Annotated in this window: 21 protein-coding genes; 17 read left to right on the forward strand and 4 right to left on the reverse strand. The window is 67.5% G+C overall.

The genetic code is table 11. From position 1 onward, the window contains the following. Positions 1 to 74 precede the first annotated feature (74 nt). Entirely contained in the window at positions 75 to 905 is an 831-nt protein-coding gene (locus CYD53_RS01965; RefSeq protein WP_103716662.1) for an alpha/beta fold hydrolase, read from the reverse strand. A gap of 120 nt (positions 906 to 1,025) precedes the next feature. Here CYD53_RS01965 and CYD53_RS01970 point away from each other — a divergent pair, with 120 nt between their 5' ends. Beyond that, the gene (locus CYD53_RS01970; protein ID WP_103716433.1) at positions 1,026 to 2,012 is read left to right on the forward strand and encodes a GlxA family transcriptional regulator; all 987 of its coding nucleotides are present in this window, start codon (positions 1,026 to 1,028) and stop codon (positions 2,010 to 2,012) included. Here CYD53_RS01970 and CYD53_RS01975 read toward each other — a convergent pair. Next, complete coding sequence (locus CYD53_RS01975) at positions 1,982 to 2,950, reverse strand: LysR family transcriptional regulator (RefSeq protein WP_181011674.1); 969 nt, start codon at positions 2,948 to 2,950, stop codon at positions 1,982 to 1,984. The genes CYD53_RS01970 and CYD53_RS01975 overlap by 31 nt on opposite strands. A 170-nt stretch (positions 2,951 to 3,120) precedes the next feature. Between CYD53_RS01975 and CYD53_RS01980 the strand changes: the two genes are divergently transcribed. From CYD53_RS01980 to CYD53_RS02005, 6 genes are read left to right on the forward strand one after another with little or no spacing between them, the layout of a single operon-like run. Further along, a complete protein-coding gene (locus CYD53_RS01980) occupies positions 3,121 to 4,089 on the forward strand; it encodes a Bug family tripartite tricarboxylate transporter substrate binding protein (RefSeq protein ID WP_103716663.1) in 969 nt (322 codons plus the stop codon). A 13-nt stretch (positions 4,090 to 4,102) separates the two neighbouring features. Beyond that, complete coding sequence (locus CYD53_RS01985; protein ID WP_103716435.1) at positions 4,103 to 4,924, forward strand: alpha/beta fold hydrolase; 822 nt, start codon at positions 4,103 to 4,105, stop codon at positions 4,922 to 4,924. Then, positions 4,917 to 5,501 carry a DUF4286 family protein gene (locus CYD53_RS01990; protein ID WP_103716436.1) on the forward strand — a complete coding sequence of 195 codons (585 nt, stop codon included), beginning with the start codon at positions 4,917 to 4,919 and terminating at the stop codon, positions 5,499 to 5,501. Before CYD53_RS01985 ends, CYD53_RS01990 begins: the two co-directional genes overlap by 8 nt. 9 nt (positions 5,502 to 5,510) lie before the next feature. Then, on the forward strand, positions 5,511 to 6,059 hold the full coding sequence (locus CYD53_RS01995) for a carboxymuconolactone decarboxylase family protein (protein WP_103716437.1): 549 nt from the start codon (positions 5,511 to 5,513) through the stop codon (positions 6,057 to 6,059). Further along, positions 6,056 to 6,865 (forward strand): SDR family NAD(P)-dependent oxidoreductase, encoded by an 810-nt coding sequence (locus tag CYD53_RS02000; RefSeq protein WP_103716438.1) that lies wholly within the window; start codon positions 6,056 to 6,058, stop codon positions 6,863 to 6,865. The genes CYD53_RS01995 and CYD53_RS02000 overlap by 4 nt, the downstream gene beginning before the upstream one ends. A 10-nt stretch (positions 6,866 to 6,875) precedes the next feature. Next, complete coding sequence (locus CYD53_RS02005) at positions 6,876 to 7,751, forward strand: amidohydrolase family protein (protein ID WP_103716439.1); 876 nt, start codon at positions 6,876 to 6,878, stop codon at positions 7,749 to 7,751. Between the two features lie 148 nt (positions 7,752 to 7,899). Here CYD53_RS02005 and htpG read toward each other — a convergent pair whose 3' ends face one another. Further along, positions 7,900 to 9,774 (reverse strand): molecular chaperone HtpG, encoded by a 1,875-nt coding sequence (gene htpG, locus CYD53_RS02010; RefSeq protein WP_103716440.1) that lies wholly within the window; start codon positions 9,772 to 9,774, stop codon positions 7,900 to 7,902. A 396-nt stretch (positions 9,775 to 10,170) separates the two neighbouring features. On the opposite strand from htpG, the gene CYD53_RS02015 reads away from it, so the two are divergent. The 9 genes from CYD53_RS02015 to CYD53_RS02055 all read left to right on the forward strand — a co-directional run bounded on the left by CYD53_RS02015 (position 10,171) and on the right by CYD53_RS02055 (position 21,249). Beyond that, positions 10,171 to 11,184, forward strand: a complete 1,014-nt coding sequence (locus tag CYD53_RS02015) for an iron ABC transporter substrate-binding protein (protein ID WP_425428251.1) — start codon at positions 10,171 to 10,173, stop codon at positions 11,182 to 11,184. Between the two features lie 127 nt (positions 11,185 to 11,311). Beyond that, positions 11,312 to 12,904, forward strand: coding sequence for an ABC transporter permease (locus CYD53_RS02020; RefSeq protein ID WP_103716441.1), 1,593 nt, complete (start codon positions 11,312 to 11,314; stop codon positions 12,902 to 12,904). Beyond that, positions 12,901 to 13,956: an ABC transporter ATP-binding protein gene (locus CYD53_RS02025; protein WP_103716442.1), complete on the forward strand. Its 1,056-nt coding sequence runs from the start codon at positions 12,901 to 12,903 to the stop codon at positions 13,954 to 13,956. The genes CYD53_RS02020 and CYD53_RS02025 overlap by 4 nt, the downstream gene beginning before the upstream one ends. Positions 13,957 to 14,340: 384 nt before the next feature. After that, on the forward strand, positions 14,341 to 15,948 hold the full coding sequence (locus tag CYD53_RS02030) for an ABC transporter substrate-binding protein (protein ID WP_425428252.1): 1,608 nt from the start codon (positions 14,341 to 14,343) through the stop codon (positions 15,946 to 15,948). A 152-nt stretch (positions 15,949 to 16,100) separates the two neighbouring features. Continuing rightward, positions 16,101 to 17,114, forward strand: coding sequence for an ABC transporter permease (locus CYD53_RS02035; RefSeq protein WP_103716444.1), 1,014 nt, complete (start codon positions 16,101 to 16,103; stop codon positions 17,112 to 17,114). A gap of 13 nt (positions 17,115 to 17,127) precedes the next feature. After that, complete coding sequence (locus CYD53_RS02040; protein WP_103716445.1) at positions 17,128 to 18,066, forward strand: ABC transporter permease; 939 nt, start codon at positions 17,128 to 17,130, stop codon at positions 18,064 to 18,066. Positions 18,067 to 18,244: 178 nt separating this feature from the next. Continuing rightward, on the forward strand, positions 18,245 to 19,945 hold the full coding sequence (locus CYD53_RS02045) for a dipeptide ABC transporter ATP-binding protein (protein WP_103716446.1): 1,701 nt from the start codon (positions 18,245 to 18,247) through the stop codon (positions 19,943 to 19,945). 151 nt (positions 19,946 to 20,096) lie between these two features. Then, positions 20,097 to 20,477, forward strand: coding sequence for an oxalurate catabolism protein HpxZ (gene hpxZ / locus CYD53_RS02050; RefSeq protein WP_103716447.1), 381 nt, complete (start codon positions 20,097 to 20,099; stop codon positions 20,475 to 20,477). Positions 20,478 to 20,562: 85 nt separating this feature from the next. Continuing rightward, entirely contained in the window at positions 20,563 to 21,249 is a 687-nt protein-coding gene (locus CYD53_RS02055; protein WP_103716448.1) for a GntR family transcriptional regulator, read from the forward strand. A 3-nt stretch (positions 21,250 to 21,252) separates the two neighbouring features. Here CYD53_RS02055 and atzF read toward each other — a convergent pair whose 3' ends face one another. Then, positions 21,253 to 23,052, reverse strand: coding sequence for an allophanate hydrolase (atzF, locus tag CYD53_RS02060; protein WP_103716449.1), 1,800 nt, complete (start codon positions 23,050 to 23,052; stop codon positions 21,253 to 21,255). Positions 23,053 to 23,322: 270 nt separating this feature from the next. Between atzF and CYD53_RS02065 the strand changes: the two genes are divergently transcribed. Further along, positions 23,323 to 24,009, forward strand: coding sequence for a cysteine hydrolase family protein (locus tag CYD53_RS02065; protein ID WP_103716450.1), 687 nt, complete (start codon positions 23,323 to 23,325; stop codon positions 24,007 to 24,009). Positions 24,010 to 24,017 lie beyond the last annotated feature (8 nt).

Genomic DNA, 24,017 nt, shown 5'->3' on the forward strand with positions numbered 1-24,017 from the left:
TCCGCGCCGGTCCCCTCCCAGCCTGCGCCCAGCAGCCCCGGCCCGTCGAGCCGAGGCTGCCTTGCTCCAAGATCTCAGCCCTTGATGAAGGCCAGTAGGTCCGGATTGATGATGTCCGGATGGGTCGTGCACATGCCGTGCGGCAGGCCTTCATAGATCTTGAGCGTGCCGTTCTTCACCAGCTTGGCCGCGAGCAGGGCCGAATCCGCGATCGGGACGATCTGGTCGTCGTCGCCGTGCATGATCAGGACCGGCACGTCGATCGCCTTCAGATCCTCGGTGAAATCGGTCTCCGAGAAGGCCTTGATGCAATCGTAATGGGCCTTGGCGCCGCCCATCATGCCCTGCCGCCACCAATTGTTGATGGCGCCCTGGGAAACCGTCGCGCTAGGCCGGTTGAAGCCGTAGAACGGGCCGGCTGGCACATCGATATAGAACTGCGCGCGGTTGGCCACGAGCGCGGCGCGGAAGCCGTCGAACACCTCGATCGGCAGGCCGCCGGGGTTCTTCTCCGACTTCACCATCACGGGCGGCACCGCGCCGATCAGCACCGCCTTGGCGACGCGGCCGGGCTTGGCGCGGGCGACGTAATGGGCGACCTCGCCACCGCCGGTGGAGTGGCCGATATGGACGGCGTTCCTGAGGTCGAGCGCCTCGGCAAGCTCGGCGACGTCGGCGGCATAGGTGTCCATCTCATTGCCGGTCGCGGTCTGGGTCGAGCGGCCATGGCCGCGGCGATCATGCGCGATCACCCGGTAGCCCTGTTCGAGGAAGAACAGCATCTGGTTGTCCCAGTCGTCCGCGCTGAGCGGCCAGCCATGGTGGAAGACGACCGGCTGCGCGTCCTTGGAACCCCAATCCTTGTAGTAGATTTCCGTGCCGTCACGGGTGGTGATCGTGCTCATCATCTGGTCCCTTCGATTGCCGGGGCGGTGGGATCGCCGCCCTCGATGTAGACGGTATAGCCGCGCCGTTGCATGCTGCCGCTTGGCGGAACCGACATTCTGCGAGGTAAAACTGACAGCATGACGACTGCTCAGACGATCAAAGCCGAAATCGGGCTCTTGCTCTATCCCGATGTGCAATTGGCGGCCGTCCATGGGCTGACCGACCTGTTCCGCATCGCCAGCGACATCAGCGCGACGCAGGGCGAACCGCAGGCGCCCGCGATCCGCGTCAGCCATTGGCAGCTGGCGGCAGGGGATGAGGCGGCAGTCGAATGCGTCTTCGACAGCCATCCAGGGCCGGCGCACAAGCTCGGCCATCTGATTGCTCCTCCGAGCCTGGTCATGCCGGCCAAGATGCAGCCCATGGCGGGTTTCGCGGCCTGGCTGACCAGGCGCCATGGCGAGGGGACGACGCTGTGCTCGGTCTGCGCCGGCGCCTTCGTGCTCGGCGAGACCGGACTGCTGGCGGGCCGCGAGGCGACGACGCATTGGGCTTTCGCAGAGGCGCTGGCGGCGCGCTTCCCGACGATCCGCGTCGACACCGACCGCATGGTGATCGACGAAGGCGACATCATCACCGCCGGCGGCATCCTGGCCTGGACCGATCTCGGCCTGACCCTGGTCGAGCGCCTGCTCGGGCCAAGCGTGATGCTGGAGACGGCGCGCTTCCTGCTGATCGATCCGCCGGGGCGGGCGCAGCAGCCCTATGGCCGCTTCGTGCCACGCCTCGATCATGGCGACGCGGCGGTGCTGAAGGTGCAGCACTGGCTTCAGGCGACGGGCGCCAGGGACCATGCCGTACCGGCGCTGGCGGCGCGCGCCGGGCTGGAGGAGCGGACCTTCCTGCGCCGCTTCCGCAAGGCGACAGGCCTGCGCCCGACGGAATATGCCCAGCATATCAGGATCGCCAGGGCGCGCGAGGCGCTCGAACGGAGCCGCCGCCCGGTCGCGCAGATCGCCTGGGAGGTGGGCTATGGCGATGCCTCGGCCTTCCGCAAGCTGTTCCAGCGCGTCACCGGGCTCGCGCCGGCGGATTATCGCCGTCGCTTCGGCGTCGCTGCCTGAATCGGGGGGATCAGGGTTGCCCCCGGCCAGGCCTCGGTTCCGCAGAGACCGGCCAGCAGGGCCTCGATTTCCGAGCCGAGCTGGCGCGCCAGCGGTTCGGCGAGCGTGCTCTGCCGCATGATCAGCGCCAGCGTCGCGAGGATCGGCGGGTTGTCGATGGCGCGGCGGCTGAGCTCGCCGCGCGCGACCTCGGCCTGGACGGAGGCATGGGTCAGGATCGTATAGCCTTGCCCGACCCGGACCATGGCCTTGGTCAGCGCGACGCTGTCGACCTCGGAGCGGATGGCGAGCCGGACCTCATGGCGCGCGGCCGCCTGTTCGAGCACACGGCGGTTGTTGTGCGGCAGGCTCGGCATGATCAAGGGCAGCCCGGCGATGTCCTTGATGCGGATCTCCGGCGTCTCGCCGATCCTGCGGGTGTCGCCGGGCGGGCCGACGAGCACCATGCGCTCGCGCAGCAGCGGCACGATCCGGAAGCCGTCGACCGGCATCGCATTATAGACGAGGCCGACATCGATGCGCTTTTCCGCCAGCCATTCATGGATCAGGGAGCTGACGCCCTCGCGCAGATTGAGGACGATCTCGGGATAGGCCTGCGCCATATGCGCGGCCAAAGGCGGCCCGAGCAGCAGGCCCGCCGCCGGCGGCAGGCCGAGCGAGACCGAGCCGCGCAGGGCAGGGCGGTCCTGGCGGGCGTCGGTCTTGATCTGCGCCAGCAGGTGCTCGATCTCCTCGGCCCGTTGCAGCACGCTCGCGCCCAGCGCCGTCAGGCGAACGCCGCGACCATGGCGGACGAGGAGCGGCTGGCCGAGTTCGTCCTCGAGTTCGCGGATGCGCCGGCTGAGCGCGGGCTGTGCGATCCGCAATTCCTCGGCGGCGCGGCTGAAGCTGCCGGCGCGCGCGACACTGGCGAAGTATCCGAGCTTGCGGGAATCCAAGCGCCCTCTCCGAATTGCCGCGGGAGCATAAGAGATCCAAGCCATGCCGTCACGGCATGGTCGGCCATTCCAACATGGTTTTGGCGTCGCTGCGTCTCTCCTGCCAGAGTCGGTGCCTCGATCGGGCCGCCGGAAGAGCGGCAAGACCAAACCCAGGGGGAGGGCAGATGATGCAGGCGAGATTTTGCGGCTGGCTCGTGATGGCCGCCCTATTGCTGGCCCAGGCGGCCACCGCGCAGACCTTTCCAAGCAAGCCGATCAGGCTCGTGGTGCCCTTCGCCGCGGGCGGCCCTGCCGACACGATCGCACGGGCCGTCGCCGAGAGGATGCAGGCGATCGTCAAGCAGTCGGTCGTCATCGACAACCGCGCCGGGGCGGGCGGGGCCGTGGGCACCAAGGCAGTCGCGATGGCGGAGCCCGACGGCTACACGATCGGGATCAGCACGGCGGGCGCGCTCGCGATCAGCGTCAGCATGCAGGAGGCGATCGGCTACGACCCGCGCAAGGACCTGCGGGCGCTGACATTGGCGGCAAGCGTCCCGGAGCTGCTGGTCGTCGGCTCGAAGGTGCCGGTCACGACCCTGCCCGAATTGCTGGCCCTGGCGAAGGCCAAGCCCGGCACGTTGAATTTCGCCTCGTCCGGCGCCGGCAGCATGCCGCATCTGGCCGGTGAACTGCTCAAGCAATATGGCCAGGTCGACATGGCGCATGTGCCCTATCGCGGCGCAGCCCCGGCCGTGACCGATCTGATCGCCGGGCAGGTCGAATTGATGTTCATGGATATCGCGGTGCTGCTGCCGCATGTCCAGGCCGGCACGATCAAGGCGATCGCGATCGGCAGCGCCACGCGCTCGCCAAGCCTGCCCGATCTGCCGACAACGGCGGAGCTCGGCCTGCCCAAGGTCGTCGCGGACAACTGGTATGGCATCGTGGCGCCGCGCGCGACGCCGCAGCCGATCGTCGACAAGCTCCATGCCGCTTTGGTCGAGGCGCTGCGCTCGCCCGAGGTCAAGGACAAGCTTGCCTTGCAGGGCGCGATCGTCGTCGCCAACAGACCGGAGGAGTTCGCCGCCTATATCGTGACTGAGATCGACAAATGGGCGGCCGTCGTCAAGGCGGCGAACATCAAGACGAATTGAGGCACTTGTGCCCATGCCGCATGCATCGCTCGGCTCCTGCGAGCTTCGCTACGAGATCAGGGGAGAGGGGCCGGATCTTGTGCTGATCCACGAACTCGGCGGGGCGCTGGAGAGCTTCGACGGGTTGCTCCCCCTGCTGACCCCGCATTTCCGCGTGCTGCGCTATGACCAGCGCGGCGCCGGCGGATCGAGCCGGAAGCCTGCGGCACTGTCGATCGAGGACCATGCGGCCGACCTCGCGCGGCTTGTCGCTGCGACCGGTTTCGGGCCACGCTGCCTGCTTGCCGGCGTCGCGGCCGGGGCTGCGATCGCGGTGGCTTACGCGGCGCGCGACGAGGCCGTCGTCGACGCGCTGGCCCTGTGCGCGCCGGCGCTTTCGGTTGCGCCGGAGCGCAAGGCCTATCTCGACCGGCGCGCCAGGCTCGCGCGCCGCGAGGGCATGGCGGCGATCGTCGAGGCGAGCCTGGCCCGCTCCTATCCGGAGGCATTGCGCACCGACGGGGCTGCGTTCGAAACTTATCGCGAGCGCTTCCTTGCCAATGATCCCGAGAGCTACGCGATGGCCAATGCCGCCCTGGCCGGGACGCGTGTGGCCGAATGCCTGCCCTTCCTGACGATGCCCTGCCTCGTCCTTGCCGGCCGGCACGACCTCTTGCGCCCGCCCGCCGAGGTCGAGGCGACGGCGCGCGCGATCCCGCATGCACTCTTCACGACGATCGAGAGCGGGCATCTGATGCCGGTGCAGGCTGCGCAGGCAATGGCTGCGCAGATCGTGCCATTCCTGACGCGGCATGCCGGCAGTCTCAAGTCCATCGCGGAGGGCGCCCATGCCTAAGGGGCTGCTGCTCGTCGCCATGGAGCCTCCCGCCGCATTCGAGGAGGAGTTCAACGACTGGTATGACAGCGAGCATTTTCCGCAGCGGCGCGGCCTGCCCGGCTTCGAGAGCGCCTCGCGCTGGGTCTGCCTGTCAGGCTGGCCGCGCTGGCTCGCGATCTACGATCTGAATTCCGTCGAGGCGCTCGCGACGCCGGAATATGCCGCCGTCTCGGGAGAAAATTCCACGCCCTGGAGCAAGCGCCTGCTGCCGCGCACCATCGGGCGGCGACGGGTCGTCGCCGAGCAGCTTCATCCCGGAGGCGCGCTGGCTCTGCCCGTGGGCGAGGTCGCGCGCCTTTGCGTGGCGCAATATCCCGGGGCCGGTGATGCGGCCGTCGCGGCGCTGCTTCAGAGCGCCGCCGGACTCGACGGCTTGTGCCAGCTGCGGCTGTTCCGCGACACGGCCGGCGCCCTGTGGCTGCTCGCCGCCTTCTCGCGTCCCGTCGGATCGGAGCACGTCGAGGCTGCGTTCGCCGTGGCGGGCGACTACGGCGCAAAGCTGCTCAATCTTTATGCCCCTTATCGACGCGATTGAGGCGAGCGCATGCGTATCAAGGATTTCACGCCAGACGAGATGAATGAGGCGCAGCGACGCGTCTCGCAGGAGGCGGCCTCGGGCAAGCGCGGGCGCGTTCCGGCGCCGCTGCGGGCCTGGCTGCACAGCCCCGAATTCGGCGCCCGGGCCCAGCGGCTTGGCGAATTCCTGCGCTACGACACCAGTCTCGGGCCGCTGCTCTCTGAGCTTGCCATCCTGGTGACGGCGCGGCGCTGGACCTCGCATTACGAATGGTTCGTCCATAAGCGCGAGGGCTTGAAGGCGGGTCTCGATCCGGCGGTCGTGGCGGCGATCGCCAGGCGGGAGAAGCCGGACTTCGCGACGCGGGCGCAGCAGGCCGTCTATGACTATGCGATGGCGCTGCATGAGACACACGCTGTCCCAGCGGCTGTGCATGCGGCGGCGGTGCGCGAGCTCGGCGAGGCCGGCGTGGTCGAGCTCGTCGGCGTGCTCGGCTATTACACGCTGGTCTCGATGACGCTGAATGCCTTCGAGATCGGCCTGCCCGAGGGCGAAGCGACGGAGCTCGAACCGTGACGGCGGGGGCGGGGCGTCTTGCCGGCAAGGTCGCGCTGATCACGGGTGCAGGCTGCGTCGGGCCGGGCTGGGGCAATGGCCGGGCGGCGGCGGTGCTGTTCGCAAGCGAGGGGGCGAAGGTCTTTGCGCTCGACCTCACGGCCGAGACCATGGCCGAGACGGTGACGCGCGCCGAGGAGGCTGGCGGCACGATCGCGACCCATCTCTGCGACGCGACCGACAGCGCGCAGGTCGAGAAGGCCGTGCAGGCCTGCCGCGAGACCTTTGGGACGATCGACATCCTCGTCAACAATGTCGGCGGCTCGGCGCCGGGCGGGGCGGTGGCGCTGTCGGAGGAGGGCTGGCGCCGCCAGCTCGACTTCAACCTGTCGAGCGTCTTCCTCGCCTGCAAGCACGTCATCCCGGTAATGGAGGCGAATAGCGGCGGTGCGATCGTCAACACCGCCTCGACCTCTGGCCTGCGCTGGACCGGCGCGGCGCAAGTCGGCTACGCCGCGGCCAAGGCTGCGATCATCCAGTTCTCGCGGGTCACGGCCGTCGAATACGCACCCAGGCGCATCCGGGTGAACACGGTCGTGCCGGGCCAGATGCACACGCCGATGGTCGAGGCGCGGCTGGCCGGCCAACGCGCCGATGGCGATGTCGCGGCGCTGCTCGCAGCCCGCGTCGCCCGCATTCCGCTCGGCTTCATGGGGGACGGGCGCGACACCGCCCATGCGGCGCTGTTCCTGGCTTCCGACGAGGCTCGTTTCATCACCGGAACCGAGATTGTCGTCGATGGCGGCATGACCGCGCGTTGCGATTGAGGATTTAACGATGACCCCGAAGCCCGACGGCCCGCCGCCGAACCCCAACCCGCGCAAGCCGGTGCTCGCGCTGCCGCCCGGCGCCTGCGACGCGCATTGCCATATCTATGGCCCCTTCGACCGCTTTCCGCTGCCGCCCGAGCGCAGCTTCACCCCCAATGCGGCGCCCGAGACGGCGCTGCGGCGATTGCACGACCATCTCGGCATTGCGCGGGCCGTGATCGTCCAGAGCCAGGGGCATGGCCTCGATCATCGCCCGCTGCTCGCCGCACTGACTGAGGGCGCGGGGCGCTATCGCGGCGTCGCGCTGCTGAAGCCGGATTGCACGGAAGGCGAGATCGCGGCCCTCGACGCTGGCGGCATCTGCGGCGTCCGCTTCAACTTCCTGACGCATCTCGGCGGTCAGCCCGACCTTGCGGCGATGCGGACGATCATCGCCAAGGTCGCGCCGTTCGGCTGGCATGTCGCGATCCATGTCGCCGGCCACGACATCGTCACGCAGGAGGGCTTCCTCGGCTCCATCGCCGCGCCTGTCGTGGTCGACCACATGGCGCGGCCGCCCTTGGCGGAAGGGCCGGACGGCCCCAGCATCGTGGCGCTGAAGCGCCTCATCGACACCGGCCGCGTCTGGCTCAAGCTCAGCGGCGCCGACCGGCTGTCGGTTGCCGGGCCGCCTTTTCACGACGCCTTGCCGATCGCGACGAGTCTCGCCCGGCACGCACCCGAGCGCATGCTCTGGGGCAGCGACTGGCCGCATGTGAACCTGCGTGGGCCGATGCCGGATGATGGCGATCTCGTCGACCTCCTGACGGAGATCGCGCCCGGCTCGCGCGAGCGCCAGTTGATGCTGGTCGACAATCCCCAGACGCTGTTCAACTTCGCCTGAACAGCGCGCGAGAGTCGGATGATTTCAGGTGAGATCACTGTGTGATCCCACCTGAAATCTGAATCCGTCTCTCATCTAAGAGTTAGAGCAGGATCGGCGCGAAGAACCGGTTCCCACTTTTTCGCATCCTGCTCTAGGAGGGCCGCGTTCAGGCCAGCCCTTTGGCGATGAGCCTGGTCAGCCGATCGGAGAAAGCCTTGGCGTCGGCCGGCCGCTCGCCATCGAGGATGCGCGCCTCGTCAAGCAGCAGATGGGCGATGTCGCTGCGCAGCGGCTCGTCCTGCGATCCGGCGAGGCGGATGATCAGCTCATGCTGCGGATTGACCTCGAGGACCGGCTTGTTGGCGCCGTCGAGGCGGCCGGCGGCGGAGAGCAGGCGCTCGAACTGCCGGTCGGGCCCCTTGTCGGTCGCGACGAGGCAAACCGCGCTGTCGGTCAGGCGGTCGGAGGCACGGACATCCTCGACCTCGGCCGCCAGCGTCTGCTTCATCGCGTCGAGCAGCGCCGCGACTTCGGTGCTGGTTTCGAGCTGCGGCTTCGCCTCGCCGTCGAGCAGCGGGATCAGGCCGAGATCGGCCGCGCCCTGCGTCACGGATTTGAACGGCTTGCCGTCATGATCGGGGGCGTTCGACACCCAGAAGCTGTCGACCGGGTCGCTCAGCAGCAGGACCTCGATGCCGCGGGCGCGGAAGCCCTCGAGCTGGGGCGAGGCGGCAATGCGCGCGGGATCGTCGCCGGCGATGTAGTAGATCGCCGTCTGGTTCTCCTTCAGCGCGGCGACATAGTCCTTGAGGCTGCGCCAGGTGTCGCCGGAGGCGGTCGTCTTGAAGCGTGACAGTCCGAGCAATTGCTCGCGCCGCTCGAAATCCTCATAGAGACCTTCCTTGATGACGGGGCCGAAATTCTCCCAGATCTTGGTGAAAGCCTCGCCATCCTGCTCCGCGAGCTTGCCGAGATCGCCAAGGATTCGGTTGGTCACGCCTTTCTTGATCGCGCCGAGCAGCGGGCTGTCCTGGATCATCTCGCGCGAGACGTTGAGCGGCAGGTCGGCAGTGTCGACGAGGCCGCGCACGAAGCGCAGATAGCGCGGCAGGAGCTCGGCCTCATCAGTGATGAAGACGCGCTTCACATAGAGCTTCATCCGGCCCTTGCGGTCGGCGTCGAAGAGATCGAACGGCTTGCCGCCCGGCACGAAGGCGAGCGCGGTGTATTCGTGACGCCCCTCGGCGCGGAAATGGATCGTCGCGGCGGGCTCATCGTACTGGCCCGCCACGCTGCGGTAGAAGTCGGCATAGTCCTCGGGCTTGATCTCGCTTTTCGGCCGGGTCCAGAGCGCGGCTCCGTCGGCGAGTGCGGTCGCCTCGGCGCCAGGCTTCTCGACGAGGGAGATCGGCACCGGGACATGGCCGGACTGCGCCTTGACGATGCGTTCCAGCGTCCAGCGCTCGGCATAGCTCTTGGCGTCGTCGAGCAGCGAGAGGGTAACGCGCGTACCGCGAACGGGGGCCTCCTCCAGCGCGGCTGGGGCGACAGAGAATTCGCCCTTGCCGTCGGAGGACCAGCGCCAGGCCTCCTCGCTGCCGGCGCGGCGGCTGACGACCTCGACCTGGCCCGCCACCATGAAGGCGGAATAGAAGCCGACGCCGAACTGGCCGATGAGCTGGGCGCCCTCCTTGCCCTGGGCCGCCTCGACGCGATCCATGAAGGCGCGGGTGCCGGAACGGGCGATCGTGCCGAGCGCCTCGATCATCTCGTCGCGGGTCATGCCGATGCCGTTATCGGCAATCGAGAGCGTGCCGGCCTCGGTATCGGCGGCAATGGTGATCGCGAGCCTGGGGTCGTCGCCGATCAACTCCGGCCTGGCGATCGCCTCGTAGCGCAGCTTCTCGCAGGCGTCGGCAGCGTTGGAGATCAGTTCGCGCAGGAAGACGTCCCGGTCCGAATAGACCGAGTGCACCATCATATGGAGCAGGCGCGAGACGTCGGCTTCGAAACTGCGGTTCTCGGTGGTCGTGGCGGTCATGCTGCAAAACTCTTTGAACGGATAATCGTCGCGGCGAGCGATTTGGCCGCAAAGTGGTGCGTTTTCAAGGTGCCCGAAGCTCTTTGCTGCGAGCTTGAAGCGGTCTGATCATCCGGGCGTAACGAAGTGCGGACCAGGGCGCGGCCGGCCACCCGAACGCATCCTGCTTCAGAAGGTGCTCTTCATGCTCGTCGCACGGGAGATCAAGACAAGAGGCATTGCGTGATGCGCTCTTTGCGCCAATTTTCGGTCAAATCACGAAAACGCGCGTCCGCTTTTCTCAGTTTGTAATTATTATAAGGAAAAAACATAGAAATTGACAGCTTCCGGCTGCGGGAATCTAAGCCTCGATACTTGGTCCGCCTCCCCTGAAGGACCGGAGTTGTAGAGGTTGTCATGACGCTGATGCCGTCTTCCCTGATGCGCGCCGCCGCGCTCGCCTTGATCCTGTCCGGCGCGTCGCACGCCGCCCGTGCCGCCGATGAGGGCATCACCGTCTATAATGCGCAGCATGAAAGTCTGACCAAGGCCTGGGCCGACGGCTTCACCAAGGAAACCGGCATCAAGGTGACGATCCGCAAGGGCGGCGACACCGAACTCGCCAACCAGATCGTCCAGGAAGGCGCGGCTTCGCCCGCCGATGTCTTCATCACCGAGAATTCGCCGGCCATGGTGCTGGTCGAGAAGGCCGGGCTGTTCGAGACCTTGCCCAAGGACGTGCTGGCGCAGGTGCCGGCGAATTTCCAGCCGGCGAGCGGGCGCTGGGTCGGCGTCGCCGCGCGCAGCACCGTCTTCGTTTATGACACGCGCAAGCTGAGGGAGAGCGACCTGCCGAAGTCGCTGCTCGACCTTGCGGACGCGAAGTGGAAGGGGCATTGGGCCGCTTCGCCCTCGGGCGCCGACTTCCAGGCGATCGTCGGCGCGCTGCTCGAGCTCAAGGGCGAGAAGATCACCGCTGAATGGCTCAAGGCGATGAAGGCGAATTCGACCGCCTATCGCGGCAACAGCGTCGCCATGAAGGCGGTCAATGCCGGCGAAGTCGATGGCGCGGTGATCTACCACTACTATTATTTCGGCGACCAGGCGAAGACGGGCGAGAACAGCAGCAATGTCGCGCTGCACTATTTCCGCAACGGCGATCCGGGCGCCTTCCTCAGCACGTCCGGCGCCGGCGTGCTGGCTTCGAGCAAGCATAAGGAGCAGGCCGAGGCCTTCGTGAAGTGGATGGCGGGCAAGCGCGGCCAGGCCGTGCTGCGGGACGGCGACAGCTTCGAATACGCCATCGCCACGGGTGCTGAATCGAACCCGAAGCTGGAGCCGATCGCGCATTTGCAGGCGCCGAAGGTCGAGCCTTCCAAGCTCGACAGCAAGAAGGTCTCCGAACTGATGACGGCGGCCGGGCTGCTCTGAGGTGTAGATCATGGGGGATGACGGCGTGACCCGCGTCGCGCCCTCGCCCCGCTTCGTCTTTTGGCGTTTTCTTCGAGCGAACCGGTGTCCACTTCGCTCGAAAACGCTCTAGCTGGTTCGATAGCTCATGTCCGTGCAGGCACAGCCCTTGCGAGCCTATGCCGTCATCGCGACGCAGCCCTTGCGGCTGCGTCGCGTCCGGCAGCTTGCGGCCAAATCCCTGTTCGGGCTGGCGGCGCTGGTTTCGCTGGTCACGCTGCTGCCGCTCGGTTTCATCCTCTGGATCACGCTCCAGACCGGCTGGGAGACGGCGTCCGCCCTGATCTTCCGGCCGCGCGTCGGCGAATTGCTGGTCAATACGGCGCTGCTCGAAGTGCTGACCCTGCCGCCCTGCATCGTGCTGGCGGTGGCGCTCGCCTGGCTGACCGAGCGCAGCGACGTGCCCGGCGCGCGGCTCTGGTCCTGGCTCGCAGTCGCGCCGCTGGCAATCCCGGCCTTCGTGCAGTCCTATGCCTGGGTCGGCGTCGCGCCGGGGATGCACGGGCTTTTCGCCGCGGTCTTCGTCTCGGTCCTGGCCTATCTGCCGTTTCTCTATCTGCCGGTCGCGGCGCAGCTTCGCCACCTCGACCCAGCGATGGAAGATGCCGCCGCTTCGCTGGGGCTCGCGCCTTGGCGCGTGTTCCTGCGGGTCGTGCTGCCGCAATTGCGGATCGCGCTGTGCGGCGGCTCCCTGCTGATCGGCCTGCATCTGCTCGCCGAATACGGCCTCTACGCGATGATCCGCTTCGACACCTTCACCACCGCGATCGTCGACCAGTTCCAGTCGAGCTATAACGGGCCGGCCGCGAACATGCTGGCGGGCGTGCTCGTGCTCTCCTGCCTCGGCCTGCTCGGGCTCGAGCTGCTGATCCGGGGCGATGCGCGCTATGCCCGGGTCGGATCGGGCGCGCCGCGCCCGGCCTCGCGCCGCAGTCTCGGCCGGGCGCGCGGGATCGCCGTGCTGCTGCCTCTGACGCTGAGCGGGCTTGCGCTCGGTGTTCCAGCCTATGCGCTCGGCCGCTGGCTCATCGCCGGCGGCAGCGAGATCTGGCAGGCGCGGGAACTTGCCGCGGCCTTCGGCGAGACCTTGTTCTATGCCGTGGGCGGTGCGTTGGCGACGACGCTTGCGGCCATCCCGATGGCCTGGCTTTCAGTGCGCGCGCCGGGCCGGTTGCAGAGGGTTCTCGAAGGCTGCCATTACTATGTCGGCGCCTTGCCCGGCGTCGTGGTCGCGCTCGCCCTGGTCACGATCACGGTCAGGGTCGCCTTGCCGCTCTACCAGACGGTCGCGACCGTGCTCCTCGCCTATGGTTTGATGTTCCTGCCGCGCGCGCTGGTGGGCCTGCGCGCCGGCATCGCGCAGGTGCCGGTCGAGCTGGAGCGCGCCGCGATCGCGCTCGGGCGCAGGCCGGTCGGCGCGATCCTTTCGGTGACGATGCGGCTTGCGGCGCCGGGCGTCGCGGCCTGCATGGCGCTCGTCGCGATGGGGGTCACTACCGAGCTGACGGCGACGCTGATGCTTGCGCCCAATGGCACGCGCACGCTCGCGACCGAGTTCTGGGCGCTGACGAATGAGCTCGACTATGCGGCAGCCGCGCCTTATGCGGCGCTGATGATCGCCTTATCCTTGCCTCTGACGGCGCTCCTGCATGCGCAATCGCGACGGGTGGCCGGACAGTGAGCCTTCTCGACGTCACCGGCCTGAGCAAGCGCTACGGTCCGCAGATCGCACTGGAGGGCGTCGATCTCACCGTGCCGGCGCGCAGCCGCACGGCGATCGTCGGCCCCTCCGGCTCCGGCAAGACCACGCTGCTGCGCATCATCGCCGGTTTCGACGCGCCCGATGCCGGCCGCGTGACGCTGAACGGCCAGGTACTGGCGGACGGACCCTTGATCGCGCCGGCGCATCTGCGCGGCATCGGCTATGTGCCGCAGGACGGGGCGCTGTTTCCGCATCTGAATGTGGCCGAGAATATCGGCTTCGGGATCGAGGCCGGCGACCCGGAGCGCGACCAGCGCGTCAGCGAGCTGATGGAGATGGTCGAGCTCGACCGCGCCATGCTGCGCCGCCGCCCTCATGAACTTTCTGGGGGGCAGCAGCAGCGCGTGGCGCTGGCCCGGGCGCTGGCGCGCCGCCCGGCGCTGATGCTGCTCGACGAACCGTTCTCGGCGCTCGATACGGGTTTGCGCGAGGCGGTACGCAAGTCGGTGATGCGGGTGCTGAGCCAGGCCGGCATCACTGCGATCATGGTGACGCATGACCAGGCCGAGGCCTTGTCCTTCGCCGATCAGGTCGCGGTGCTGCGAGGCGGGCGGCTGATGCAGGTCGGTGCGCCGGGCGTGCTCTACTGGCAGCCGAAGGACCGCGAGACCGCGCTCTTCCTTGGCGATGCGACGATGCTGGAGGCGCAACTGGGCGAGGGCTTCGTCGATTGCGCGCTCGGGCGCATTCCGGCCGAGACCGGCGCGCGCCGTGGCCCCGGCGAAATCATGCTACGGCCCGAGCAGATCAGCCTCTCGCCAGCCGCGACCGGCCCCCAGGAGACTGCCGCCTGTCATGGCGAGGTCGAGGAGGTCGAGTTCGGCGGAGCGCTCTGTGCCATCACCGTAGGGGTCGGATTCGAGGAGGCGCGGATACGCGTCCTCGTCCGCTCGCCGGGTCGCGATCTGCCTCTGCCGGGCGCGCGCGTCCGGCTCTCCGTACACGGCGGCGCGCATATCCTCGAGCGCTAGAGCCCGCGACCGGAATCGCCGCACCGCCATCTCTTCGATGCAGCCGGTTTGACTGATTGCCTATAAAATGTGCGATTATTGCCAGCGTGCATACAAGATGCATGTAATCCGGCCAAGAGCCTGCCGCAGCGTGCATTGATGCGCTTCATTCTGCAAGCGCTGTCGATCGAGAACTGAGACGTCGATTCTGGCGCGAATGCGCAGCGATCGCAGGGAAAATCGGCTTCCGCCGCGCCATGGCGCCGCCCCGCGAAGTCGGATGTGGCTGCCGGCGGCGCTGCTTTCGTTTGAGATTTAGGGCGGCACGCTCTGTGCATGAGAGGTGCATCTTTCCGTTGCCGGCACCACTCCAGGGCTGCTGGCGCATGCCAGCCTGTCCGCGCATTGAGGGATCGTTCCATGACAATCACACGCCGCACCGCCATCGCAGCCGGCCTCAGCCTGCCTTTCGCTCGTGGCGGCACTGCGCAGGCCCAGGCGCCGAGCCGCAGCGAGACGCTGCTTCTGGTGCAGGAATACGGCCCCAACAGCCTGGACATGCAAGGCATCGGCTCGTCGCAGCCGGTCAATGGCGTGGCGCTGAATTGCTATGATCGGCTGCTGCGCTTCAAGCCGGTGCCGATTCCGGGCGGCGGCGGCAATACGATCGCGATGGGCGAACTCGAAGGCGAATTGGCGGAAAGCTGGCAGCTTGCCTCGGACGGCATGAGCTGCACCTTCAAGCTACGCGACGCCACCTTCCACTCCGGGCGCAAGGTCACGGCTAAAGACGTCAAATGGTCGCTCCACCGCGCGGTCTCGATCGGCGGCTTCGCCACGACGCAGATGAATGCCGGCTCGCTGGAGAAGCCCGAACAGTTCGTCGTGGTCGACGACAAGACCTTCCGTATCGATTTCATCCGCAAGGACAAGATGACGCTGCCGAACCTGGCCGTCACCATCCCCTTCGTGTTCGATTCCGAGCTTGCCATCAAGAATGGCGGCGACGACCCCTGGGCGAAGGACTATCTCAAGAACAACATCGCAGGCTCCGGCGCCTACAAGGTCGAGAGCTGGAAGCCCGGCGTCGAGACCATCTATGTCCGCAACGACGCCTGGACCTGCGGCAAGCTGCCGAACCTGCGCCGCATCATCGCGCGCGACATCGCCTCGCCTTCGACCCGCCGGGCCCTGATCGAGCGTGGCGACGCCGACATCTCCTACGGTCTGCCGCCGAAGGACTTCAAGGATCTGGCTGATGCCGGCAAGGTCAATGTCGTCGGGGTGCCGATCCCCAACGGCGTCTGGGGCTGCTATCTCAACACGCAGGTCGGGCCGTTCAAGGATGTCCGCCTGCGCCAGGCGGTCGCCTGGGTGATGCCCTATGAGAAGATGCTGCAGGCCTCGCTGTTCGGCCGCGGCGTCGACATGTCCGGCGGGCCGGAGACGCCCAAGGTCGCCTGGCCGCAACCCTTCCCCTACAAGACCGACGTCGCCAAGGCGAAGGCGCTGGTCGATGCGGCCGGCGGCGGCTTCTCGACGACGCTGCTGTTCGATGCCGGCAATGCGACGGTGGCCGAGCCGATGTCGGTGCTGATCAAGGAGGCGCTCGCAACCATCGGCATCAATGTCGAGATCTCGAAGGTGCCGGGCGCCAATTTCCGCGGCGAAATCCAGAAGAAGACCAATCCGATGGTCCTCAACCGCTTCGCCGGCTGGCTCGACTATCCCGACTATTATCTGTTCTGGACGATGCACGGTAACAATTCGATCTTCAACATCGCCGCCTACCAGAATCCGGCGCTGGACAAGCTGGTCGACGAGGCCCGCTTCACCGCCGACAAGGCAGTTTACGACAAGAGCGTCGTCGAGTTCATCAAGCTGGTGAATGTCGAGGTGCCGATGGTGCCGATCGCCCAGCCGACCCATGACGTCGCGATGCAGAAGTCGATCGGCGGCTACCAGTTCCAGCCCTGCCGCGAGCCGGATTTCCGCTACCTGACGAAGGGGTGAGCGTCGATGAGCGCTCACCGTCATTGCGAGGAGGCGAAGCCGACGAAGCAATCCAGGGGACCTGGAGTGCTGCCGCTCCTGGATTGCTTCGCTGCGCTCGCAATGACGGCGGGAGTTGCTCCCAGTAGCGCAAACGAGAAGGACGCCTCGCCATGCTGAAGATGATCGGCCAGCGCCTTATGACGACGATCCCGTCGATCATCGGCGTGATCATCGTCACCTTCCTGCTGACGCGGGTCCTGCCGGGCGACACCGCCGCCTATTTCGCCGGCCCTGCGGCGTCGCCACAGGCCATCGCCGAGATCCGCGGCAAGCTCGGTCTCGACCAGCCGCTGCCGGTGCAGTTCGTCTCCTATGTCACGGCATTGCTGAAGGGCGATCTCGGCCAGTCGCTGACGACCGGCCAGCCGGTGACCAGGGACATCGCAGCGAGACTGCCGGCCTCGGCCGAACTGACATTGGCCGGCTTGCTGCTCGCCATGGCGGTGGCCCTGCCGCTGGGCGTGCTGGCGGCGGTGAAGCAGGGCTCCTGGATCGACCATCTCTGCCGGATCGTCGCGACGGCGGGCGTCTCGTTGCCGGTGTTCTTCACCGGGCTCTTGCTGGTCTATGTCTTCTACTTCCTGCTCGGCTGGTCTCCGGCACCACTCGGGCGGCTCGACGTCTTCGCCTCCGAGCCGCCTGGCGTCACCGGTTTCCTGCTGATCGACATGCTGCTCGCGCGCGATCTCGAGGGTTTTCGCGCCGCCTTCTCGCAGCTCATCCTGCCGGCCGTGACGCTCGCCATCTTCTCGCTCGCTCCGATCACGCGGATGACGCGGGCCTCGATGCTGGCGGTGCTCGGCGCCGATTTCGTCCGCACGGCGCGCGCCAGCGGCCTGACCAATAGCAAGGTCATCGGCACCTATGCTTTCCGTAACGCGATGCTGCCGGTGGTGACGACGCTCGGCATGGTGTTCTCCTTCCTGCTCGGCGCGAATGTGCTGGTCGAGAAGGTGTTTGCCTGGCCGGGCATCGGCTCCTATGCGGTCGAGGCGCTGATCGCGTCGGACTACGCGCCGATCCAGGGTTTCGTGCTGACCATGGCGGTGATGTATGTCGCGCTGAACCTCATGATCGACGTGCTCTACGGCGTCATCGATCCCCGCGTCAGGCTGGAGGGTTGAGGCCGTGAACGACATGTCCCAGATCCTCAAGAAAGAGCCCGCGCCCGCTCCCGGTGAAACCCTGCCGGCTGAAGCCTTGCCGGTACTGCGCTTCGAGGCGCCGCCTTCGACCAGCCTGTGGGCACATGCGCGTCATGTCGTGGCCGAGAACCCGGTTACCGGGCTCGCCTTCGGGCTGTTTGCGCTGATCCTGCTGGCGGCGCTGATCGGCCCCGCGATCGTGCCTTATGATCCGCTCGCCTCGAACACCAATGCGGCGCTGCAGGCGCCAAGTCGCACGCACTGGTTCGGCACGGACCAGCTCGGCCGCGACATCTTCAGCCGCGTCATCGCAGCGACGAGACTCGATTTCTCGATCGCGGTGTTCTCGGTCGCGCTCGTCTTCGTGCTTGGCGGGCTGGCCGGCGTCATGGCCGGCTTCTTCGGCGGCTGGGTCGACAAGCTGGTCGGGCGCGTCGCCGACACCATCATGGCCTTTCCGCTCTTCGTGCTGGCGATGGGCATCGTCGCGGCGCTCGGCAACAGCGTCACCAACATCGTGCTGGCGACGGCGATCATCAATTTCCCACTCTATGCCCGCGTCGCCCGCGCCGAGGCGAATGTCCGCCGCGAGGCCGGTTTCGTGCAGGCGGCGCGGCTGTCGGGCAATTCCGACTGGCGGCTGCTGCTGACGCAAATCCTGCCCAACATCATGCCGATCATGGCGGTGCAGATGTCGCTGACCATGGGCTATGCCATCCTGAATGCGGCCGGCCTCTCCTTCATCGGTCTGGGCGTGCGCCCGCCGACACCTGAATGGGGCATCATGGTCGCGGAAGGGGCTAGCTTCATCGTCTCCGGCGAATGGTGGATCGCCTTCTTTCCGGGCCTGGCCCTGATGATCGCGGTGTTCTGCTTCAACCTGCTCGGCGACGGCGTGCGCGATCTCGTCGATCCGCAGCGGAGGAATTGATGCGGGCCCACGTATTTACCGCTGTCATTGCATTTACCTCTGTCATTCCGGGGCGCGGCGCAGCCGCGAACCCGGAACCCACGGGCAGGGGCACGGCCTCTCCGACCACCAGATCTCACCCGGTCGTGGGTTCCGGGTTCTCGCTGCGCGAGCCCCGGAATGACAGCGGGAGCGTCGCATGACGGCCCAACCCCTTCTCGACATCAAGAATCTCACCGTCGAGTTCGCCACGCGCCGCGGCGCCGTCCAGGCCGTCAAGTCAATCGACATCCAGGTCGCCAAGGGCGAGACGGTCGCGATCGTCGGCGAGTCCGGCTCGGGCAAGTCGGTGACGTCCTATGCCGTGGTGCGCATCCTCGACCGGGCAGGCCGCGTCGCCGAGGGCGCGATCTCGTTCTCCGGCATCGACCTCGTCACGGCCGACGAGGCGCAGATGCGCGATCTGCGCGGGCGCGAGATCTCGATGATCTTCCAGAACCCGCGCGCGGCGCTGAACCCGATCCGCAAGGTCGGCCGGCAAATCGAGGACGTGCTGCTCCAGCATGTCCAGGCGACGCGCGCGACCGCCAGGGAGAAGGCGATCGAGGCCCTGACCAAGGTCAAGATCGCCCGCCCCGAGGAGCGCTACGATGCCTATCCCTTCGAGCTCTCCGGCGGCATGTGCCAGCGCGTGGTGATCGCGCTCGCGCTCGCCTGCCAGCCGCAATTGCTGATCGCCGACGAGCCGACGACGGGTCTCGACGTCACCACCCAGAAGGCGGTGATGGATCTGATCGTCGAGCTTACGCGCGAGCGGGGCATGTCGACCATCCTGATCACCCACGACCTCGGGCTGGCGGCGGCCTATTGCGACCGGGTCGTGGTGATGGAGAAAGGCAAGGTGGTGGAGACGGCTGCCGCCGCCGACATCTTCCGCAATCCGCAGCACCCCTATACGCGCAAGCTGATGCAGGCGACGCCGCGCATCGGCATGTCGCTTGCCGATCTGTTGCCGGATGCGCCAAGGGGGCCGCCGGCCGAGGCGAGGGCGTCTCAAATCATACCCGCAGGGACTGAGCCGCTGATGCGGGTAGAAAACCTGGTCAAGGAGTATCCGCGGCCCTCGGGGGGCAGCGTCCTCGCCGGGCTCATGGGCAAGGCGGAGTCGGAGAAAGCCGCCTTCCGCGCAGTCGACGGCATCAGCTTCACGCTCGCCAAGGGCGAGACGCTCGGCCTCGTCGGCGAGTCCGGTTGCGGCAAGTCGACGACCTCGATGATGATCACGCGACTGATCGACCCCAGCGGCGGACGCATCGTCTTCGACGGCGCCGATATCGGCGCAGTCCCGGCCAAATCTTTCGCGGCCTCGCCGTATCGCCGGCGCATCCAGATGGTCTTCCAGGATCCGACCGACAGCCTGAACCCGCGCTTCACGGCCGAGCGGGCGATTGCCGATCCGATCCTGCGCATGGGCGGGATTTCGGGTCGCGATGCCTTGCGCGCCCGCTGCGAGGAGCTGGCGCGGCTCGTCGGCCTGCCGGTCGAACTGATCGACCGCTTTCCGCACCAGCTTTCGGGCGGACAGAAGGCCCGTGTCGGCATCGCGCGCGCCATCGCACTCGATCCCGATCTCGTCATCCTGGACGAGCCGACGGCGGCGCTCGATGTCTCCGTGCAGGCCGTGGTGCTGAACCTGCTGGAGGAGCTGAAGGGGCGGCTCGGCATGAGCTATCTCTTCGTCTCGCACGATCTCAACGTGGTGCGGCTGCTCTGCGACCGGGTCATCGTGATGAAGACCGGCGCGATCGTCGAACAAGGCACGGCCGAGGAGGTGTTGGGCAATCCGCAGGCGGCGTACACTCAGGAATTGCTGACCGCGATTCCGCATCCGCCGCTGTGAGGCCAACCCATGTCATTCCGGGGCTTCGCAGCGCGAAGAACCCGGAACCCACGACCGGGTGAGCTTTGAAGGCAGGGATGGATCGCCCGGTCGTGGGTTCCGGGTTCGCGGCTTTGCCGCGCCCCGGAATGACAATAATTTGGAGATTCGAATGAAGATCAACGACCCCGCCGTGCTTGCCGAAGTCGAGGCCGCTTTTGCCGCCTATGAGAAAGCGCTGACGACCAATGACGTTGCGACGCTGGACGCGCTGTTCAAGGACAGCCCGCAGACATTGCGCTACGGCGTGGGCGAAAATCTCTACGGCTATGCCGAGATCGCGGCCTTCCGTGCGGCGCGTTCGCCGGTCGGGGTGATGCGCACGATCGAGCGCACCGTCATCACTGCTTACGGCGATGCCATGGCCACGGCCAACACGCTGTTCCGGCGCGACAGCATGCCCGGCAAGATCGGCCGGCAAAGCCAGACCTGGGTCAAGTTCCCGGAAGGCTGGCGGGTCGTCAGCGCCCATGTCAGCGTGATCGCGGAATGACGCCCGGTTGCGCTGCGCCATGACCCTCACGCTCTGGCCTGCTAAGCAGGTGGCTGCGCTTCCGCTGAATTCCCGGTCCTGATCCATGCCGCCTCGCCGCGCCGCCGCCGTTGGACTTAAGCCTGCAGCCCCACCGCGCACGCGCACGGAAAGCTTGCGGCTCCAGATTGCCGACGAGATCGTCTCGGGCGCGCTCGAGCCCGGCACGCCGCTCGATGAGCAAGAGCTCGCCGCGCGTTTCGGCGTCTCGCGCACGCCGGTCCGGGAGGCTATCCGCCAGCTCTCAAGCTCCGGGCTCGTCAGCGTCAGGCCGCATCGCGGCGCGGTCGTGGCGCTGCCGACGCCGAGCCAGCTCCACGACATGTTCGAGGTGATGGCGGAACTCGAAGCGCTTTGCGCCGGGCTTGCCGCCCGCAACATGACGGTTCCTGAGCGGCGCGGGCTCGAGGCGCTGCACCAGGCCTTGCGCAAGCTCGTGCATGAGGGCGACCCGGCACGCTATCACGAGACGAACGAGGCCTTCCACGCCGCGATCTATGCCGGCACGCATAACGGCTATCTCGCCGAGCTCACCTTGATGACGCGGGCGCGCGTCGCGCCGTTTCGCCGGGCGCAGTTCCGCGCCACGGGGCGGTTGGGTGGCTCCTATCAGGAGCACGACATGATCGTGCAGGCGATCCTGCGCGGCGATCAGGCCGGCGCGAGCGAGGCGATGCGCGCCCATATCGGCATCGTGCGCGACGCGTTCAGCAGCTATGCCGGGGCGCGCTGAGGCTCACGCCGCGCTCACCTGCGCCGAGACATAAGCCCGCCAGCCGCCATAGTCCGTGACGTCGCGCGCGCCCTCCGTGGCGATGGCCTCGCAGAGGAAGCCCTTGACCCGCGTGCCATCCGCCAAAGCGAGCGTGCCGATGCCGAGCGGGGAGGGGATGCCGGCGACGAAACGGCCAAAACCTTCCGCCGGCAGCGCCCAGACTTCGAGCGCGATCGCGGCGCCTTGACCGGGCGCGACGCGCACCAAGCCGGGCCGGGCCGGCGGCCCACCGGGGAGGGCGAAGAGGCGGTAGTCGGCCGTGGTGGTCGTCGCGCGCAGGAAGCTCGCTCCGAGCGCTGCCAATTCGCCGTTGAGCGGCATGCCGGAAAGATGCGCACCGACGACGGCGATCTCGAACGTGCCGGGAGCGGGGGCGATGGGCCGCGCCGCCAGCGCCGGCGCGTGCGTGCCCGTCGCGCCCAGGGTCAGGCCGGACGCGGCATGGAAGGCGCGGCCGAGGCCGGCCAGCGCCGCGTCATGGCCGCTTGGCGCGATGAAGGTGACGCCCGCCGCCGTGCCGCCTTCGGTCAGGCTCACCGGCACGGCGAGCGCGCACATGTCGAGCAGGTTCACGAAATTGGTGTAGCGGCCGAGCATGGAGTTCTGGCCGATGGGGTCTGCCGCCATCTGCGCCAGCGTGACCGGGCGTGGTGCTGTCGGCACCATCATCGCGTCGATGCCGTTCAGGGCCGCCTTCGCAGCCAGCGCGAGTTCGGCCAGCTTGTAGCGCGCGGCGAAGGCATCGGCTGCGTCCGGCAGGGGCTTGCCGGCGATGACCTGCCGGATCACCGGCAGGATCGCATCGGGGTCGCGCGCCAGCAGGCCGCGGATGGCGAGAAAGCGTTCCGCGACCCAGGGGCCGTCATAGAGCAGGCGGGCGGTGTCGTAGAACGGCGTCATGTCGAGCGGCACGATCGTCGCGCCGAGCGACCGGGCGCGTTCGACTGCCAGCGCAAAGCTTTGGGCCGCCCCGGCATCGCCGTCGAAATCGAGATCGGCGGGCCCTGGAATGCCGAGCTTGAACTGCGGCGCGATCGCGCCCGGCCGGCCGAGAGGGACAGGGCGGGAAAAGGGGTCGGAGATATCCGGTCCCGCGATCACCTCGAGCACCGCGAAGGCGTCGTCGGTCGTCAAGGCGAAGACGGAGACGCAATCGAGCGTGCGGCAGGCGGGCACGACGCCGGCTGTGGGCACGAGGCCGAGGCTCGGCTTCAGGCCGACAAGGTTCTGCAGTCCGGCCGGCACGCGGCCCGAGCCCGCCGTGTCCGTGCCGAGGGCAACCGGGACGATGCCGGCAGCGACCGCGCTCGCCGAACCGGAGCTGGAGCCGCCGGGAACCAGATCGGCGCGCAAGGCGTTGCGCGGCACGCCATAGGGCGAGCGCGTGCCGTTCAGCCCGGTGGCGAACTGGTCGAGATTGGTCTTGCCGATGATGATCGCGCCCTGCGCGCGCAGCCGCGCCACGGCGCTGGCGTCCTCCGTCGGCGTATAGGCGAAGGCCGGGCAGGCCGCCGTGGTGGCTAGGCCGGCGACGTCGATATTGTCCTTCACCGCAACCGGCACGCCCCAGAGCTTGCGGCCGCGCGGACCCTCGGCCTGGAGGCGTTGCGCCTCGCTCAGAACCTCGGCCTCTGGCCGCAAACTGATGAAGATCGCCGCGTCGCCATGGGCGCGGTGGCGCGCATAGCTGGCGGCGATCGTCTCGGCGATCGCGACGCGGCCGTCAAGATGGTCGGCAAGGAGGGCGCTCAGTGTCGGCACGGCAAGGTCTCTCGGTGAAGGGCTATAAAACAGGCATTCATCGGCTTAATGCATGCAAAGATTATGCATATTCGCGATAGACGGCTCCGGCGCCCGGCTCGGCTTCGGGGGAGAATTTCGGTTCCGGCGAAATGGCCGTTCTGATTTCCATGTGATTCCATAATCTTATGATTGTCCCTCACGGGGGAGGCCCGGTCGGGCAGGCTCGCTCGCTCTCAGGCATAGCCCTTGCAAAGCCCGTTCCGTTCGCCAGTGAGGGGAGCGCTTTCGGTGAGCCGGTCCGAGATTCCAGCCCAGCCTTTTCCGCTCAGCGTCGATTTTGCGCGCACCGCGCTCGTGATCATCGACATGCAGCGCGATTTCCTGGAGCCGGGTGGCTTCGGGGCGGCGCTCGGCAATGATGTCTCGCTGCTCGCCGCGGCAGTCGGCCCCTGTCAGGCCATCCTGGCCGGTGCGCGCGAGGCCGGCATGCTGGTGATCCACACCCGCGAGGGGCACAGGCCGGACCTGTCGGATGCGCCGCCGGCCAAGGTTCTGCGCGGCGATCCGAAGCAGCGCATCGGCGCGGCAGGCCCGATGGGGCGCATCCTGATCCGGGGCGAGCCCGGCCATGATATCGTTCCGGCGCTCGCGCCCTTGGCCGATGAGCCGGTGATCGACAAGCCCGGCAAGGGCGCCTTCTACCAGACCGACCTTGATCTCATGTTGCGCAATCGCGGCATCGAGACGCTGCTCGTCACCGGCGTGACGACCGAGGTCTGCGTCCACACCACGGTTCGCGAGGCGAATGACCGGGGCTATCGCTGCCTCGTGCTCGGCGACGCCTGCGCCTCCTATTTCCCGGAATTCCACGAGGTGGGCCTAGCGATGATCGCGGCCCAGGGCGGGATTTTCGGCTGGGTTTCCACGACAGGCGAGGTGCTGGCAGCGCTCAGTGCTGCCAGGCGCGCTGCCTGAGCGCAACA

It is taken from the genome of Allobosea psychrotolerans, assembly GCF_002917105.1.
Classification (GTDB): Bacteria; Pseudomonadota; Alphaproteobacteria; order Rhizobiales; family Beijerinckiaceae; genus Allobosea; species Allobosea psychrotolerans.